21 protein-coding genes are annotated in these 14247 nt (G+C 63.4%); 8 read left to right on the top strand and 13 right to left on the bottom strand.

Annotated features, from left to right (window positions below; all coding sequences use genetic code 11):
• Positions 1-13: 13 nt before the first annotated feature.
• The gene (locus KZ810_RS02640; RefSeq protein ID WP_219767421.1) at positions 14-181 is read right to left on the bottom strand and encodes a hypothetical protein; all 168 of its coding nucleotides are present in this window, start codon (positions 179-181) and stop codon (positions 14-16) included.
• 134 nt (positions 182-315) lie between these two features.
• The gene (locus KZ810_RS02635; protein WP_219767420.1) at positions 316-486 is read right to left on the bottom strand and encodes a hypothetical protein; all 171 of its coding nucleotides are present in this window, start codon (positions 484-486) and stop codon (positions 316-318) included.
• Positions 487-1052: 566 nt separating this feature from the next.
• Between KZ810_RS02635 and KZ810_RS02630 the strand changes: the two genes are divergently transcribed.
• Positions 1053-1562, top strand: a complete 510-nt coding sequence (locus KZ810_RS02630; protein WP_219767419.1) for a MarR family winged helix-turn-helix transcriptional regulator — start codon at positions 1053-1055, stop codon at positions 1560-1562.
• 566 nt (positions 1563-2128) lie between these two features.
• Here KZ810_RS02630 and KZ810_RS02625 read toward each other — a convergent pair.
• From KZ810_RS02625 to KZ810_RS02615, 3 genes are all read right to left on the bottom strand, one after another.
• On the bottom strand, positions 2129-2521 hold the full coding sequence (locus tag KZ810_RS02625; RefSeq protein ID WP_219767418.1) for a hypothetical protein: 393 nt from the start codon (positions 2519-2521) through the stop codon (positions 2129-2131).
• 191 nt (positions 2522-2712) lie between these two features.
• The gene (locus KZ810_RS02620) at positions 2713-2943 is read right to left on the bottom strand and encodes a hypothetical protein (RefSeq protein ID WP_219767417.1); all 231 of its coding nucleotides are present in this window, start codon (positions 2941-2943) and stop codon (positions 2713-2715) included.
• Positions 2943-3209, bottom strand: coding sequence for a hypothetical protein (locus KZ810_RS02615; RefSeq protein WP_219767416.1), 267 nt, complete (start codon positions 3207-3209; stop codon positions 2943-2945). The genes KZ810_RS02620 and KZ810_RS02615 overlap by 1 nt, the downstream gene beginning before the upstream one ends.
• Positions 3210-3282: 73 nt before the next feature.
• Here KZ810_RS02615 and KZ810_RS02610 point away from each other — a divergent pair, with 73 nt between their 5' ends.
• Both KZ810_RS02610 and KZ810_RS02605 read left to right on the top strand, forming a co-directional pair.
• On the top strand, positions 3283-3573 hold the full coding sequence (locus tag KZ810_RS02610) for a hypothetical protein (RefSeq protein WP_219767415.1): 291 nt from the start codon (positions 3283-3285) through the stop codon (positions 3571-3573).
• Positions 3574-3801, top strand: coding sequence for a hypothetical protein (locus tag KZ810_RS02605; RefSeq protein WP_219767414.1), 228 nt, complete (start codon positions 3574-3576; stop codon positions 3799-3801).
• Positions 3802-3830: 29 nt separating this feature from the next.
• Here the strand turns inward: KZ810_RS02605 and KZ810_RS02600 are convergent, their stop codons facing one another.
• On the bottom strand, positions 3831-4358 hold the full coding sequence (locus KZ810_RS02600) for a helix-turn-helix domain-containing protein (protein ID WP_219767413.1): 528 nt from the start codon (positions 4356-4358) through the stop codon (positions 3831-3833).
• 121 nt (positions 4359-4479) lie between these two features.
• Between KZ810_RS02600 and KZ810_RS02595 the strand changes: the two genes are divergently transcribed.
• Positions 4480-5349: a nitrogen regulation protein NR(II) gene (locus tag KZ810_RS02595; protein ID WP_219767412.1), complete on the top strand. Its 870-nt coding sequence runs from the start codon at positions 4480-4482 to the stop codon at positions 5347-5349.
• Here KZ810_RS02595 and KZ810_RS02590 read toward each other — a convergent pair.
• The 4 genes from KZ810_RS02590 to KZ810_RS02575 form a co-directional block, all read right to left on the bottom strand.
• Positions 5346-5513 carry a hypothetical protein gene (locus KZ810_RS02590; protein WP_219767411.1) on the bottom strand — a complete coding sequence of 56 codons (168 nt, stop codon included), beginning with the start codon at positions 5511-5513 and terminating at the stop codon, positions 5346-5348. The genes KZ810_RS02595 and KZ810_RS02590 overlap by 4 nt on opposite strands.
• 115 nt (positions 5514-5628) lie before the next feature.
• Positions 5629-6267: an SOS response-associated peptidase gene (locus tag KZ810_RS02585; protein ID WP_219767410.1), complete on the bottom strand. Its 639-nt coding sequence runs from the start codon at positions 6265-6267 to the stop codon at positions 5629-5631.
• On the bottom strand, positions 6267-6458 hold the full coding sequence (locus tag KZ810_RS02580) for a hypothetical protein (RefSeq protein ID WP_219767409.1): 192 nt from the start codon (positions 6456-6458) through the stop codon (positions 6267-6269). The genes KZ810_RS02585 and KZ810_RS02580 overlap by 1 nt, the downstream gene beginning before the upstream one ends.
• A 519-nt stretch (positions 6459-6977) precedes the next feature.
• Positions 6978-7220 (bottom strand): hypothetical protein, encoded by a 243-nt coding sequence (locus KZ810_RS02575; protein WP_219767408.1) that lies wholly within the window; start codon positions 7218-7220, stop codon positions 6978-6980.
• A 217-nt stretch (positions 7221-7437) separates the two neighbouring features.
• Here KZ810_RS02575 and KZ810_RS17145 point away from each other — a divergent pair, with 217 nt between their 5' ends.
• On the top strand, positions 7438-7560 hold the full coding sequence (locus tag KZ810_RS17145; protein ID WP_258044298.1) for a hypothetical protein: 123 nt from the start codon (positions 7438-7440) through the stop codon (positions 7558-7560).
• Positions 7561-7668: 108 nt separating this feature from the next.
• The gene (locus KZ810_RS02570; RefSeq protein ID WP_219767407.1) at positions 7669-8259 is read left to right on the top strand and encodes a CC0125/CC1285 family lipoprotein; all 591 of its coding nucleotides are present in this window, start codon (positions 7669-7671) and stop codon (positions 8257-8259) included.
• Between the two features lie 146 nt (positions 8260-8405).
• Here the strand turns inward: KZ810_RS02570 and secA are convergent, their stop codons facing one another.
• The 3 genes from secA to KZ810_RS02555 all read right to left on the bottom strand — a co-directional run bounded on the left by secA (position 8406) and on the right by KZ810_RS02555 (position 12142).
• Positions 8406-11141, bottom strand: coding sequence for a preprotein translocase subunit SecA (gene secA / locus KZ810_RS02565; RefSeq protein WP_219767406.1), 2736 nt, complete (start codon positions 11139-11141; stop codon positions 8406-8408).
• A 99-nt stretch (positions 11142-11240) separates the two neighbouring features.
• On the bottom strand, positions 11241-11495 hold the full coding sequence (locus KZ810_RS02560; RefSeq protein ID WP_219767405.1) for a hypothetical protein: 255 nt from the start codon (positions 11493-11495) through the stop codon (positions 11241-11243).
• A gap of 59 nt (positions 11496-11554) precedes the next feature.
• Complete coding sequence (locus tag KZ810_RS02555; RefSeq protein ID WP_219767404.1) at positions 11555-12142, bottom strand: energy transducer TonB; 588 nt, start codon at positions 12140-12142, stop codon at positions 11555-11557.
• A gap of 44 nt (positions 12143-12186) precedes the next feature.
• Here KZ810_RS02555 and argJ point away from each other — a divergent pair, with 44 nt between their 5' ends.
• Both argJ and KZ810_RS02545 read left to right on the top strand, forming a co-directional pair.
• Positions 12187-13419, top strand: a complete 1233-nt coding sequence (argJ, locus tag KZ810_RS02550; RefSeq protein ID WP_219767403.1) for a bifunctional glutamate N-acetyltransferase/amino-acid acetyltransferase ArgJ — start codon at positions 12187-12189, stop codon at positions 13417-13419.
• Between the two features lie 7 nt (positions 13420-13426).
• A complete protein-coding gene (locus KZ810_RS02545) occupies positions 13427-14236 on the top strand; it encodes an inositol monophosphatase family protein (protein WP_219767402.1) in 810 nt (269 codons plus the stop codon).
• Positions 14237-14247: the final 11 nt, after the last annotated feature.

The raw sequence follows: 14247 nt of genomic DNA, 5'->3' as shown, positions 1-14247 counted from the left end.
AGGAGAGCAGAGATTACCGCTCCACCACCTGCTTCCACGCTGCGGCGATCTCTGCCTGCTTCGCAAGCCACTGCTTACGACGGGTCGCTCGACGCCGCGCGCGCTGTTGCTGCTTTAACAGCAGGGCCACGACCGAACCGCTGACCGCGATCCCGGCAGCGTAAATGGCAAGTGCGCTCATGACATCGACTCCCGTTCGATGCCGGCTGTCTAACTCGCCGCAATAGGACCGGCGAGGCCTCTTCCTCACATCGGCGTCCCGACGATCAACAACGCGTCTCTCGCGGTGAAGCCGGTCGCGAGCCGCGCGCTTAGTCAATCGCGACGCATCAGCTTTGCCCAACTCCTGCCGTTCTCTATCGCCGCAGCGTTCCGGCGCTCGCGTCGACGCAGACGCTTCGCTTGCTGTTTGCGGTACGCGCGCACGACGTATGCAGTCGGACTGCCAACGGCGATCGCCGCCACTGAAACCGCAAGCGCGCTCATCGACTCTCTCCTGTTTCGATGAGTTACTAAGCTGCTGCCAACGCAGCGGCGAGAGAGTGAAATCTACTATGCGAGTTCCGACGGTACACAGCCAGCGGTGCCGCGCTGGGCCTCTACGCCGATCCATCATCCTGGTAGTACGTAAGCCGTCGCTGCTTGGGCGTGACGTAGTTGTGCCAGAACCAGGCGCGGATTTTTCGGCGCTGCGAACGGCGAGCGACCCGATCGGCCTCAGAGCGTCGCGCGATGTTCCGCCGCAGCGCTAAAAGCGCGGCCACCACCACGCCCATGAGACACGCCACGATCCAGCTTACGTGCACCATAGTCGCTCCTGCGAGTCTGCTGCTCTGCAAATATCAGAGCGCGGGCTGAACGGGTTGCGCTCATCCGTACCTTTTCCCGGATCGGTACAGGTGTGATCCCTGCCGCTCGATCGCGGTGGCTCCTGCCGTGAAGCAGGCGATCAAAGAGGCAAAGAAGCCGCCGTCTGCATAACGCGTGCATCTGGGCGGCGTGTTCGCACGAAATCGATTGCGCGCGCGCTCGCCAGCGGCAATTACCTAGCCATGGATGATCTATTCGTGCCGCCTAAGAAGCAGTTTCGTGATGATTCGTTCGTCAGGGGCGGCATGGACCTTCTGATGCTTGCGCACAAATCTCACCTTCAGCGGGCTGACGATGAGCTAGCAATGCTGGGCCTCGGACGCGCTGAGCATCGCGTCCTATATATCGTCGCGCGACGCCCTGGCCTGATGGTGAATGAACTGCTCGACATCCTCCAGATCACTAAGCAATCAGCGCAGCGTACGATTCTAGACCTCGTAGACAAAGGCCTTCTGAGCCGTGATGTCTGCCCGAATGATCGTCGGCGGCGGCTACTTCGCCTCACCGAGGAAGGCGAAACACTCGAGAAGCGGATTGCCGTCGACCTCTGGACCAATATGGACCGAGCCTATGCCGAGGCTGGCGAGGAGGCGGTTCGCGGCTTCTGGATTCTTATGCAGCATCTGATGACACCGCGTGTGCGGGAGCAATTCCGCGCGTTCCACGAATTTGCAGCGGTGTCCGCGGGCTAGGCCTCGACGCATTGCCTAGTCGATCAAGAAGGCGAACAAGCCGGCGCCTTAACCTACGCACGCGCAAATTGACGCTGCCGTGCACGTTTCTGGCGTGCGGCGCGTCGACGAGCGTGCTTGTGACGGACGGTAATTGCCCGCGAGGTTGACCTGATCGACGGCCATTCGCGTGCGTAGGCGAAGGCGAGCATGCCTAGGAAGCTCACAAGCTGAAGAGCCCACACGGCACCGACTAAGATCGCGGCAAGCTCGATCCACCACATAGATACGCTCCCTGATACGCGGGCAACACAATCTGCCTTCAACGATGTGGCAGTTGCGGCGCTCCCCGCACTGTCTCGCCGGCAGGGCACCCTGTCGCGCGTTCAGCGGGCCCGGCTCGTAAAGGCAGGAGGTTGGGGCGCAATGGGATTTCTATACTAATAGATGCTTGAAGGCGCGAAAAAGGTCGTTAACTTTCTTACAATGGAGAGCACAGAGAAGGGGCGCTACGCCCTCGCTGGTTTGTCGGTCGCCCTAGCGGGGTGCCTGACCTTTTGGGCGTCGGTCGCGATGGCACTGATGCGCTAAATCGTTCGCGCCTTCAGCGCTTCGAACGCCGCGGTTGTGAGCTCGGCATACTTCACCTGCCACTGATCCGCCCGCTCCCACGGTAGATCGCCCTCTTCCCAGCGGCTATCCCACAGCGCCTGCGCAACCACTTGCGTAAGCCCGTCGCGATCATTGCTGGTGCACAGCAGGCAGCGCCCGTGCCGATCGGCGTCGATGCTGTCGGCGACGACGCCCGCGAACTCGCGGTAGATCACGCGGTAGCCCGAGCATTCGTCCCAGCGGTAATCGTGCGTTCCGTCACGGCGGCTTTCGAACATATCGCGCGCGAGCTGGTCAATTAGACTCGTCCGGTCATCCACAGAGCAAAGCAAGCAGCCTCCCAAGTGTCCATTTTGGCTCTTGCTCATGTATTTCACAGTTATCGTCATGTTAGAGGATGCTGATCTAGCATGCGTCCATGCCAAGAATTAGTCTTTTGATAAAGAGCGCCACTGGCGCTTCGCTACTTGAGTTCAGCCTCATCACGGCGTTAGTCACTGTCGCAGCCGTCCTTTCTTTAACAACATGACGCATCGCGGTTCGTGCGTTCGGTCGGCGCTTACTCGAATATGACCGGCCGCCACGGCATGCGCGCGCCCAGCGACACCTCGTCGACGTCGAGCGCCATCGCCATCCGCAGGCGGTCATCCTCGTCGAGCTTCCGCGGCGACCTGCGCACGAGCCACTGCTGCACGAACGCATCATGCCGTCCGATCAGCCGCGACAGCGCGGCGAAGCTCAGTCCGCGCGCGGCTGCCCGCTCACGCACCACGGCGCGCGCGTCCGCCATTAATATGCCCGCCAATCGATCTCGGCCTCGTCGACCGCTTCGAATAGGTCGCCTTCGGCCTGCATAGCGGCGAGGTGGCGGCGCACATCCTCCGGGCTGCCATCGCGCGGGAAGCGGCGATCGGCCTTCGCGCCTGCAACCAGCTGCCCGACGAGACCCTCGCGATCGACCTGAACACGGAGCCAAGCGCCGAAGCTCTCCCCGTGATGATTGAGGATGGCGCGCCCGTTCGCAGCGCCGTGAGCGGTGGATTGCGACTCGATCATGCGCTCATGATGCCGCTCCCAATCCTACAATTCCAGACTTTTGTTCTGCGTATGTTCCGTGTCAAAGCGGGGCATGGTCGGCCACCCGAAGACATTGCATGACCTACGCCGGGTAGAGGCCGCGGTGCAGGTGAAATGCCGCAAGTGCGGACACGTCGCGGTGCTCGATCGCGAGGAGATGATCGCCAGCCGGAAGCATAGCCGCAGCTCGATGGAGTGGGCCGCGATCCAGCACGATCAAATCTGCCGCAAGCCCAGCTGCGTCAGAGGCGACGTCGTCGTGCTGCCCCTGCCCTTCGGTCAGTCGATGCCCGAGGTCCGCCAGCGGCGCGCGATGATGCTGGCGGTCAATCTGTCGCTTTAGGTGCTCGAGCAAGCCTGTCGCAAGCCGCCCGAGAGCAGCCGTGAATCGGTACGGCTGGCGCTGCGTGTGCTGCACCCGCACGTGCGCGACGAGGCGCTCATGCTCGAATTCTGGGAGCACGCCATCACCAAACGCGACGACATCGGGTCGCACCCGTATCTGGTAATCAGGTGGATGGTGCGGAAGTTGGTCGACCGGGGATATGCCGTGTGGGCCGAACTGCGGTGAAACAGATCATCCCTCGCGCCGGACGTCCGCTAGGTACGGTCAGCGACGGCGAGCGGTACGCTACCGATGAGCTTGTGCATCTTGCTCCGCGTCTCTTCGCTTAGTCCGATGAAGAACCGACGCGCATCGAACTGATCGGGTTTTCGAACCAGGATACCCTCTGACTCCATCCGCTTCAGCCAGCGCAGCATCGTGGTGCTGGGCACAGCGGCGGCGCGGAGGAGCTTTGATATGCTCAGACGCTCACCCTCTTCCTCGGCAATAAACACCTCAAGCAACATATCGAAGGCGGGGTCGCAGATGAGACCATCCGAAAACGCCCTCATGGCCTCCAAGCGGGTGTCCCGCAGTGCGCGTGCAAGCGCGCTTGCATTCGTGGGATACGTCTGCCCGGCTGCCCGACGCCAATGTTGTTGAGCAACCGCTGCCGCACCACGCGGCGCCGCCCGGTGCATAAATCGCGTAGAAGACGGTCCAATTTGGTTCTGATCGCTGACAATGGTTCGCAAGACCCGCGAAATCGCGTTCAGGTCAATCTCGTTGCGGTACGAAGCCATCGCCTTACCCCACCTAACAAACACGCACGCTCTAGCGTCTTTTTGTTCACTCACGACCATAAAATTGTAAATGTAATTTTTTGTAGTCGCTTACGGACCCGTTTTGACGGAAGTTTCTTACATGGAATACGCAAGCGAAAATGAGCAGGTGACCTCCTCCGAACTCGTTAGGGCGTTTGGATTGTGGCAGGAACGCGCCTCCCGACACCCCGTGTATGTGGTGCATCGAGGGCGACCGAGGCTCGTCCTCCTTTCGATTGAGATCATGGACGCGCTGTGTAGCCGGACAGAGACGCCGGAGGTCAGTTCTGAGGAACAGGTTGCTGCGTTGATCGACAACTATGAGGAAGCCGTCATTCTGCTGGATCACTCAGCGATCATCACACATGTAAATCGCGCTGGGCGAGCGCGCTTTACGTCGGCGAAAGAAGGTCGGCCGTTGGCCGATCTATCCGGGAGAGGCAGCGCCTTGATTGGCAGCACGGTCAAGCGGGTCATTAAGAGTGGCACCAGCGAGACTCTGCATATCTCTTCACCGGATCGACCCGGGCGGGAGCTGACGATCGCGATCGACGCGATACCTGGTGGCTGCATGGTCGTGGCGCGAGATGCTACTGCCGTTGAGGAGCTGTTCGACAGCGAACTAGGTCGAGAAGCGATCGTTGACGCGATCGAGGCTAGCGGCCGGACAGCCACGTTCCGCTTGAATCAACGCGCGACCTTAGTTGAGCCACGCGCAGCGTTTGCGGCGATGATCGGAGCGACGCTTGAGCACTTGCATGGAACGAGATTGATGGCGCTGATCGCAGTCAGCGATCGTCAGCGTGTGTCGAAGATGATCGAACATGTCTTCGACGCTGGTGGGAGTGCTAGTGAGGAGATTGAATTCCTCGTGGAAGGCGAACGTAAGCAGCGGGCGATACTAAGCCTGGCAGGCGCCAGGACCGCTGCTCGTCGCGATGAAATTGCCGGAACCCTGTCCCTTCTCTAATTAGCGGCGAGAGTGCCCGAGCGACCGGATGACGCCTGCAAAACCTGACCCAACTCGTGTAAGGCGACATCCAGATGCGGGGCAGCGCGAAGCTCGCCAGCTTCGTCGAGAAGCGCGAGCGCACGCTGCATCAATTGCTCGGCTTCCACCAGCTTTGTGAGCATTCAACGCAACTCCAACGACACTGACCTGGGCCAGAGCATGTGACTGCGTAAAGGGTCGGCCAGAAGCTGTCGACGACCTATGTTGATTAGCACTTCGGTTGATGTGCCGAAATGGTCATTCATTTTTCGTCCGCCGCGTCGGAAAGATCGGCCCACGCGCAGTCATCTTCTCAGCTGCATATGGCCGCTGTAGGGTCATCACGTCGTCATACGCGCCGCGCAGCCAGCGCTCGTGATCGTCAGGCGCGAGGATCGTGATCATCGCCTTCGGATGGATCGGCGCGACGAGCTCATTCGGATCGCACGTCACCATCGTGAAGCCCGCACCTTCGGCCGTGCGCTGCCAGAACCCGGCGACGGCGAAGAGGGGCTGATCGGTGACCTGAAACCACATCTCTCCCTTCAACGGTGGCTTCTTGTCGCCGAGATCGTGTTTATCAGGCGTCCACTCGCAGAATTCCGACAGTGGAACGAGGCAGCGGTTCTCCGGCTTTTCCGCCAGCCGGCGCCACTGCGGCAGGTGCAGCTGACGGACATTCGTCATTGGCCACCTCGCGCCCCCGCCAAGCACGTCCCACTCCATGACGTCGAGCCCGCGCTTCCCGTCCTGCTCGCGGATCACATAAGCCCGGCTCTTAGGCCTGAGCTCGCGCGGGTCGAAGCGGTTGTCGCGCGGCTTATCTGCGAGCCAGTCCGCGCCGAAATGCGTCAGGATCGTCTCGGGCTCGTACGACAGCCTCGCGCGGTTGCACATCAGCCCGGCTTCCGAGCCTCGGCGATCGCCGCCTTTAGCTGCGCCTGGATCGATCGACCGGACAGGGTGATGTCGACGGCTATATGTTGTTCTGCGCTGAGCTTCTTGCGCAGCTCGCCCATTGAGCCGACGCTACCGCTGCGGGCTAGTTCGAGCGCTCGCTCAACGGTGGATTGAGTGCCGTCGTACATCAGAAGTCGAGGCCCCGCCGCTGCATCTCCATCGCAAGCGCGTCGGCGGTTAGGTCTCCCGGCATCCAGTCGCTTCGCCTCCACTCGGCGGCGACCTCTTCGTGGGTCCATGTGGCGAGCGCTTTCGGTGTGAGGGGCGAGCCGGTCATATCAAGCGACGCTACGCCCGATTTGGCTATTATGACAGCAGCCACCGCCACGAGGGGGAGCGTGCCGGGGACAAAACGGGAATATGTTAGAAGACGCGTTGGAAAGGCACGATTTCGGCTCGACTGTTAATCGAGCGGCCGTAGGTTCGAATCCTACTCAGGGAGCCATTTTCCCCGCTTTGATGCGGCAGCGCTGCGGACATCCGACATTGAGATTTGGGTCGCGGCGATACGCGTGCGGCCCTATCTAAACCACTCGCGCGCATGCGTGAAAGTGTCGGCGCCCATCGGCGCGTCGATATTCCAAAAACCTACTGCGCGATTGCCGCGCCCGAAGACGCCCGGTGCGCGAGGCACCGGGCGCGACAGCTCAGTTGCTGTCCGAGTTGTCGTTGTTCACGATGGCGATCACGCCGATCGCGACGATGCCCGCGAGGATCGCGAGGCCGACGAAACCGAAACCACCGCCCAGTTCGCTCTGCTTCGCCGACGGCGTGCTTGCGCGGACGCTCTTGGCGACCGACAGGCTGGCGGCGGGGTTCGAGGTCGCGGCGAGCGCCGGCGAGACGGACAGCGACGCGACGGCGGCAGCGGCAAGGAACTTCTTCAGCATGGTCAATTCTCCTTCGATGATCGGCCCGGCTGCGTGGTTACACTACTGACGGTCCCGACGACACGTACGTGTCGCCCAATCGATAACGGCGCAAGTCGCAATCCGTGCCCCTGTTCCGGGTTGTTTTCTCGCGATGCAGCTTTTTCTTGCCTGTTTGTTGTGTTCCCGCCACACTCCGCCGTGACACATAAAAATACAATTAGGGTGAGGATGAAGAATGCTGATGATCGAGGTCGTGATGGGGCTGGTTGCCGCGTCGTTCGTTGCGGTACCGGTTGCTCTGGCCATGTTCGCGAAACCCGCCGCGACGGCAAAAGCTGAGCAAAATCAGGTCCTATAGGGGCTTTCGCTCGCGCGGAGCCAATCCGTTCATCGCACGTTCCACTCGGGTCGGCTAAACGGCGCTCATCGCGCCCCCGGCCGGGCGTGAGCGGAGATGTGTGAGATGATGAGGAGATTGAGTCGCACGGCGCTGGTGGTTGCGCTGGCAGCGAGCACGACCGTCGTCGCGGGTTGCGCGACCGAAACCGCCTATCGTCCCGCGACCGGATCGGGCTTTTATCGCACCGGATACAGTGACACGCGAATCACCCCGAACCGCTTCCGCGTGACGTTTGCGGGCAATTCGATCACCGATCGCGACGTGGTCGAGCGTTATCTGCTATTCCGCGCGGCCGAACTGACGACGCAGAACGGATACGACTATTTCGTGATGGCCGATCGTGACACCGATCGTCAGGCGCGCACCTATTCGACCCCGGGCGCCTGGGGTCCGGGCTTCGGCCCGTACAGCGGGCTATGGGGTCCGCGCTGGGGCTTCTACGGCAGCTTCGGTTATCGGTCCTGGGATCCGTTCTGGGGCAACGGCTGGGGCGGCTGGGGTGGCGGCGCGGATATCCGTACCGTCGATCGCTATGAAGCGAGCGCCGAGATCGTAATGTTCCGCGGTCGACCAGAGCCCGGCAACGTTCGCGCGTTCGACGCGCGCCAGGTCATCGAGACACTCGGTCCGACGATCAAGCTGCCACAGGCGCGCTGATCGCATCGCGCTGATGGTGAAAAGGCTCTCTGCCACATGGCAGGGAGCCTTTTTCTTTGGATATCGCAGACGTGGTGGGCCACTCGCCACGCAGACGAGGCAGCCCGCGAACGACTCCGCGGGCCGCTTCCCTCAGACGCGAAGCATCAGACCGCGCCGTGGCAATGCTTGTATTTGCGCCCCGATCCGCACGGACACGGCGCATTGCGACTGACCTGCCCTTCCCACGCGGCGGGATCGTCCCCCACGTCGACCGGATTGGGCTGGACCATCTGCATCGGCGGCAGCTGTGTCTGGATCAGCCCCAGCGTGCCCGCATCGACGTCGGCGGAATTGTCCTCGCCGGTAAACGGGTCGAAGTGAGTCGTGATGAAATCGGGCAGCTCGGGAAGTTCGGGCAGCGGCTCCATGCGGAACTGCGCCTGCGCGATTGTCCGGGTAACGTCGACGCGGATGCTGTCGAGCATGCGCTGGAACAGCGAGAAGGCTTCCTGCTTATACTCGTTGATCGGCGTCTTCTGCGCATAGGCGCGCAGGTGGACGACCTGACGCAGCGCGTCGAGCGTCGCCAGATGCTCCTTCCAGTGATGGTCGAGGTTCTGGAGCAGGATCGACTTTTCGACCTGCGTCCACGTCTCCGGCTCTAGGTCGGCCGCCTTCGCCGCGACCATCGCGTCGGCTTCCGCCTGCACGCGCTCGGTCACGATCTCAGGGTCGATCGCCTCTTCCTTCAGCCATTCATCGACCGGCGGCTGAATGTTGAGCACCTCGGCGAGCTGCGTCTTCATCCCCTCGATATCCCATTGCTCGGGATAGGAGTTGGGCGGGCACGCGTCGCCGACGATCGCGTTGACCGTCTCCGCGCGCATGTCCTCGACGACATCACCGACCGTATCGGCGTCCATGATGTCGGCGCGCTGCTCGTAGATCACCTTGCGCTGGTCGTTCATCACGTCGTCGTATTCGACGACCTGCTTGCGCACGTCGTAGTTGCGCGCCTCGACCTTCTTCTGCGCGGTCTCGATCGCCTTGGTCAGCCACTTCGACCCGATCGCCTCGCCGTCCTCGAGGTTCGAGCGCATCATGCGCGCGAACAACGTATCCGGCCCGAAGATGCGCAGCAGATCGTCCTCGAGGCTCAGGTAGAAACGGCTGAGCCCGGGGTCTCCCTGACGTCCCGAACGGCCCCGCAACTGATTATCGATGCGCCGGCTCTCGTGCCGCTCGGTACCGAGAACGAACAGCCCGCCGGCCTCGAGCACGCGCGCCTTCTCCGCCGCGATCTCCTGCCGGATCTGCTCGATCACCGCCTCGCGCTCTGGCCCCTCGGCCATACCGGCGAGCTCGTCCTCGACGCGGAATTCCAGATTACCGCCGAGCTGAATGTCGGTACCGCGGCCCGCCATGTTGGTCGCGATCGTCACCGCACTCAGGCGGCCAGCCTGCGCGACGATATGCGCCTCGGATTCGTGATACCGCGCGTTCAGGACCGAGTGATCGACCCCTTCCTGTGTCAAGAATTCGCTGAGCAGCTCGGACTTCTCGATCGACACGGTGCCGACCAGCACCGGCTGGCCCTTGCTAGCATGTTCGCGGATCTTCTTGGCGATCGCACGGAACTTGTCGTGCGTGTCTTTGTAGAACTCGTCCTCCTCGTCGACACGGTTGATTGGCCGGTTGGTCGGGATGGTGACGACGTTCATCTTGTAGATGTCGAAGAACTCGGCCGCCTCGGTCGAGGCGGTGCCGGTCATCCCCGAAAGCTTGGGGTACATGCGGAAATAGTTCTGGAACGTGATCGAGGCCATCGTCTGGTTCTCGGGCTCGATCTGGACGCCCTCCTTCGCCTCGACCGCCTGGTGCAGGCCGTCGGACCAGCGGCGTCCGTCCATCATGCGGCCGGTGAATTCGTCGATGATGATGACCTTGCCGTCCTTGACCAGATAATCGACGTCACGCTTGAACATGACGTTCGCGCGCAGTGCCTGGTTCAGGTGATGGACGACCTGCGTATTCTCGAAATCGTAGAGATTGGCGCCTTCCAGCAGCCCGGCATTCTCCAGGATGCGCTCGACCTTCTCGGTGCCGTCCTCGGTCAGGACGATCGTCTTCTGCTTCTCGTCCTTTTCATAGTCGCCTTCGTCGAGCTGCTTCACCACCGCGTCAACGCTGATGTAGAGTTCACTCTTGTCGTCGGTCGGGCCGGAGATGATCAGCGGCGTGCGCGCTTCGTCGATCAAAACCGAATCGACCTCATCGACGATCGCCATCGCGAACGGGCGCTGCACCATGCTGCTGCGCTCGTACTTCATGTTGTCGCGCAGATAGTCGAAGCCGAACTCGTTGTTGGTGCCGTAGGTGATGTCGGCGGCATAGGCCTGCCGACGCTCCTCGTCCGACAGGTTCGGCACGATCACGCCGGTGGTGAGGCCGAGGAAGCCGTACACGCGGCTCATCCAGTCGGCGTCGCGCGCGGCGAGATAGTCGTTGACGGTAATGACGTGGACGCCGTCACCCGGCAGCGCGTTCAGATAGGTCGCGAGCGTCGCGACCAGCGTCTTGCCCTCGCCCGTTCGCATCTCGGCGATTTCGCCGCGGTGAAGCACGATGCCACCGACCATCTGCACGTCGTAGTGACGCTGGCCGAGCACGCGACGCGCCGCCTCGCGAACCGTCGCGAACGCCTCGGGCAAGAGCTGATCGAGCGTCTCGCCGTTCGCCAGCCGCTCGCGAAAGAGCACGGTCTGGTTGGCGAGCGTCGGATCGTCCATCGCCTGCAACGCGGGCTCGAACGAGGCGATTTTGGCGAGAATGGGGTTGAGCGACTTGACGTAACGGTCGTTGGACGACCCGAAGAGCGATTTGGCGATGCCACCGAACATGGTGCTGATCCTGTATCTGGACGCGCGCGAGCACCACCATGGGCTGCCCGCGCTCAAGGGAAAACGACAGGGAGGCGGCAGTGGTTGCCGCGTGGGCGCTTACTCGCGCCGGCGCCCGGCAAAGGCGGGCTCGGCCGCCAACAGCGACCAGGCGCGCGAAACGGGCGCGATGGCGGCGGACGCGAGCGTCGCCACCGACTGCAGCGGCCGAGCCAGCAGCACTGCGCGCACCGTCGCGGCAGGACGCGCGACTTTCTCCTGCGCCACCGCCTGCGCGAGCTGCGGCTGGCGCGCGCTCCCGCCGATGCCGGTCAATGCCGACAGCAGCGCGGACAAGAGGAGAAGCAGGTTCACGCGTGCGGACATAAGGCGGCCGTACGCACGCGTCCACCGGTCGTGTGCGGGTGACGTAATCAGTCGCGCGGTAACACCCACCGCACTGGTAGTTGCCAAGTGGAACGGATCGCCACGCCGGCAGCATCGCGCGCAGGCTCGAACGAGCCACGGTGCGTGAGGATGTTGCACGTCGCCGTGTCGAGCGACGCGCTACCGCTCGATGTCACAATGCCGCAAGCGCTTACCCGCCCGTCGGTGCCGATCAACACCCGCGCGACGGTGCGCCCTTCCTCCCCGGCCCTGATCGCTGCGGGTGGATAAGCGTCGGCGTCGAACCATGCGGCCGGATTGCCCTTCGCCTTGCTCGCCCGTGGCGGCAGCACGATCGTCGGCGGCGCCGGGTCGATACGCGCAGGCGGAGCGATCATTGGCGGCGGCACTTCAGACCGCGCCGCTTGGCGATGCGTCCACCAATCCCATGCGTCCTCCGCCAGCCACAGCGTCGTGACGCCGCGCATCGCGATCACCACCAAGACCAACGTGACGATCAACCACATCAGCCCCCTGCCCGAGCCGACGAACCATGGCTGCGGCCGCGTGTGGCTGGGGTCGAGTCCGTTCTGCGCGCGCGCCTGTCGCCGTGCCAGATCCTCCAGGTCGTCCATCAATCGCCCTACCAACTGACACGCACGCAGCCTATGGCGCACGCATGTCGCAGTCCACCACCGCTTCGCCGCTCGCGCTACCCTTCCCCGAAATGCCCGCCATCAGCGGCGTGACGATCCGCACCGCCCGCGCGCACTACAAGGCGTGGGACCGTGCCGACCTGACCTTCGTCGAGCTCGCGCCCGGCACCGCGGTCGCGGGCGTACTGACGCAGTCGAAATGCCCCTCGCCCGAGGTCGAATGGTGCCGTCGCGCACTGGTGATGGGCGAAGCGCGCGCGCTGGTCGTCAACGCGGGTAACTCCAACGCCTTCACCGGCAACCGCGGCCGCGCAGCGGTCGAGGCGATCGCTGCGCGCACTGCCGGTCAGCTCGGTTGCAATCCGTCGGACGTGTTCGTTGCCTCGACCGGCGTCATCGGCGTGCCGCTGCCGATCGAGAAGGCAGAGGCCGGGCTCGACGCCGCCTTTGCCGCACAGCCGACCGGCTGGCGCGACGCCGCCGACGCGATTGCCACTACCGACACCTATGCCAAAGGCGCGAGCGCGACTGCGGTGATCGACGGCCGCACGATCACGATTGCCGCGATCATCAAGGGGTCGGGGATGATCGCACCCGACATGGCGACGATGCTCGGCTTCATCTTTACCGACGCCGCGGTCGCACCCGGCTATCTGCAGGCCGCTTTGTCGGCCGCGAACGAGCGCACCTTTTCCTGCATCACGGTCGACGGCGACACCTCGACCAGCGACACCGTGCTCGCCTTCGCGACCGGCGCTGCGGGCAACACGACGCTCGCCAGCGACGATGACGCGGGCGCCGACGCCTTCCGCGCCGCGCTCGCCGACGTGTGCCGCCAGCTCGCACTGTTGGTCGTCCGCGATGGCGAAGGCGCATCGAAGCTGATCGAGATCACCGTCGAGGGCGCGGAAAGCGACGCTTCGGCGCACCGCATTGCGATGAGCATTGCCAACTCCCCCCTCGTCAAGACCGCGATCGCGGGCGAGGACGCCAATTGGGGCCGCATCGTCATGGCGGTCGGCAAGGCCGGCGAGCCCGCCGAGCGTGACCGGTTGGCGATCCGGTTCGGCGCGACGCAGGTGGCGAGTGGCGGCGTCGCGGTCGATGGCTATGACGAAGCACCGGTGGCGGCGCACCTAAAAGGTCAGGAGATTGAGATCGGCGTCGACCTGGGGCTCGACAACGGCAGCGCGCGCGTGTGGACCTGCGATTTGACGCACGGCTACATCAGCATCAACGCCGATTATCGTAGCTGACCCGCCAATGGACGCGCTCGATCAAACCATCCTCGCGCTGCTCGAACGCGTCGCGGCCGAGGTCATCCTGCCTCGCTTCGGCCACCTGAGCGCCGACGACGCCGCCGAGAAGACGCCGGGCGACTGGGTGACGATCGCCGACCGCGAGAGCGAGGCGATCATCACCACCGAATTGCTGCGGCTCGACGCGCACGCGCGCGTCGTCGGTGAGGAAGCGGCCTCGGCCGACCCGTCGCTGATCGACACCGTACCCGATGGCCGCGTCTGGCTGGTCGACCCGCTCGATGGCACCAACAATTTCGCCGCGGGACGCGAGCCGTTTGGCATGATGGTCGGGCTGGTCGAGAACGGCGAGACACAGCGCGGCTGGATCTACGACCCCGTCGGCAAGCGGTTATGCCATGCCCGACGCGGCGCGGGCGCGTTCATCGACGGGACGCGCGTGACCGTCGAGCCGACCCCGAACCGCATGCCGGTCGCCACCTATTCGAACTACTGGTTCGCACCCGACCAGGTCGCCGCGATCGAAGCGGCGGGGGCGAATGTGCTCGATCTGCGCTACGGACTGCGCTGCGCGGCGGCGCAATATGTTGCGCTGGTCGATGGTACGCACGACATCGCGCGGTTCGAACGCATCTTCCCGTGGGATCACGCCGCGGGTGCGCTGTTCCTGACCGAAGCGGGCGGGCATATCGCGCGCCCCGATGGTCGCCCTTATCGGCTGACCGACACCGGCAAGGGCTTGCTCGCGGCAGCTTCCCGCGAACTGTGGGAGCAAGGCGTTAGACTTCTCGGCACGATCGCTGCTCCCACCTAACGATCAGGGGA

Origin of the sequence: Sphingomonas citricola (assembly GCF_019429535.1) — a bacterium.
Taxonomy (GTDB): domain Bacteria; phylum Pseudomonadota; class Alphaproteobacteria; order Sphingomonadales; family Sphingomonadaceae; genus Sphingomonas; species Sphingomonas citricola.
The sequence above is the reverse complement of the archived record's forward strand: the minus strand, read 5'-3'. Positions and strand labels throughout refer to the sequence as shown.

What these genes read in the sequence shown, in the direction of transcription:
- KZ810_RS02640 (WP_219767421.1), bottom strand. Translation starts at nt 181, where the DNA reads ATGAGCGCACTTGCCATTTACGCTGCCGGGATCGCGGTCAGCGGTTCG.
- KZ810_RS02635 (WP_219767420.1), bottom strand. Translation starts at nt 486, where the DNA reads ATGAGCGCGCTTGCGGTTTCAGTGGCGGCGATCGCCGTTGGCAGTCCG.
- KZ810_RS02630 (WP_219767419.1), top strand. Translation starts at nt 1,053, where the DNA reads ATGGATGATCTATTCGTGCCGCCTAAGAAGCAGTTTCGTGATGATTCG.
- KZ810_RS02625 (WP_219767418.1), bottom strand. Translation starts at nt 2,521, where the DNA reads ATGAGCAAGAGCCAAAATGGACACTTGGGAGGCTGCTTGCTTTGCTCT.
- KZ810_RS02620 (WP_219767417.1), bottom strand. Translation starts at nt 2,943, where the DNA reads ATGGCGGACGCGCGCGCCGTGGTGCGTGAGCGGGCAGCCGCGCGCGGA.
- KZ810_RS02615 (WP_219767416.1), bottom strand. Translation starts at nt 3,209, where the DNA reads ATGATCGAGTCGCAATCCACCGCTCACGGCGCTGCGAACGGGCGCGCC.
- KZ810_RS02610 (WP_219767415.1), top strand. Translation starts at nt 3,283, where the DNA reads ATGGTCGGCCACCCGAAGACATTGCATGACCTACGCCGGGTAGAGGCC.
- KZ810_RS02600 (WP_219767413.1), bottom strand. Translation starts at nt 4,358, where the DNA reads ATGGCTTCGTACCGCAACGAGATTGACCTGAACGCGATTTCGCGGGTC.
- KZ810_RS02595 (WP_219767412.1), top strand. Translation starts at nt 4,480, where the DNA reads ATGGAATACGCAAGCGAAAATGAGCAGGTGACCTCCTCCGAACTCGTT.
- KZ810_RS02590 (WP_219767411.1), bottom strand. Translation starts at nt 5,513, where the DNA reads ATGCTCACAAAGCTGGTGGAAGCCGAGCAATTGATGCAGCGTGCGCTC.
- KZ810_RS02585 (WP_219767410.1), bottom strand. Translation starts at nt 6,267, where the DNA reads ATGTGCAACCGCGCGAGGCTGTCGTACGAGCCCGAGACGATCCTGACG.
- KZ810_RS02580 (WP_219767409.1), bottom strand. Translation starts at nt 6,458, where the DNA reads ATGTACGACGGCACTCAATCCACCGTTGAGCGAGCGCTCGAACTAGCC.
- KZ810_RS02575 (WP_219767408.1), bottom strand. Translation starts at nt 7,220, where the DNA reads ATGCTGAAGAAGTTCCTTGCCGCTGCCGCCGTCGCGTCGCTGTCCGTC.
- KZ810_RS17145 (WP_258044298.1), top strand. Translation starts at nt 7,438, where the DNA reads ATGCTGATGATCGAGGTCGTGATGGGGCTGGTTGCCGCGTCGTTCGTT.
- KZ810_RS02570 (WP_219767407.1), top strand. Translation starts at nt 7,669, where the DNA reads ATGAGGAGATTGAGTCGCACGGCGCTGGTGGTTGCGCTGGCAGCGAGC.
- secA (WP_219767406.1), bottom strand. Translation starts at nt 11,141, where the DNA reads ATGTTCGGTGGCATCGCCAAATCGCTCTTCGGGTCGTCCAACGACCGT.
- KZ810_RS02555 (WP_219767404.1), bottom strand. Translation starts at nt 12,142, where the DNA reads ATGGACGACCTGGAGGATCTGGCACGGCGACAGGCGCGCGCGCAGAAC.
- argJ (WP_219767403.1), top strand. Translation starts at nt 12,187, where the DNA reads ATGTCGCAGTCCACCACCGCTTCGCCGCTCGCGCTACCCTTCCCCGAA.
- KZ810_RS02545 (WP_219767402.1), top strand. Translation starts at nt 13,427, where the DNA reads ATGGACGCGCTCGATCAAACCATCCTCGCGCTGCTCGAACGCGTCGCG.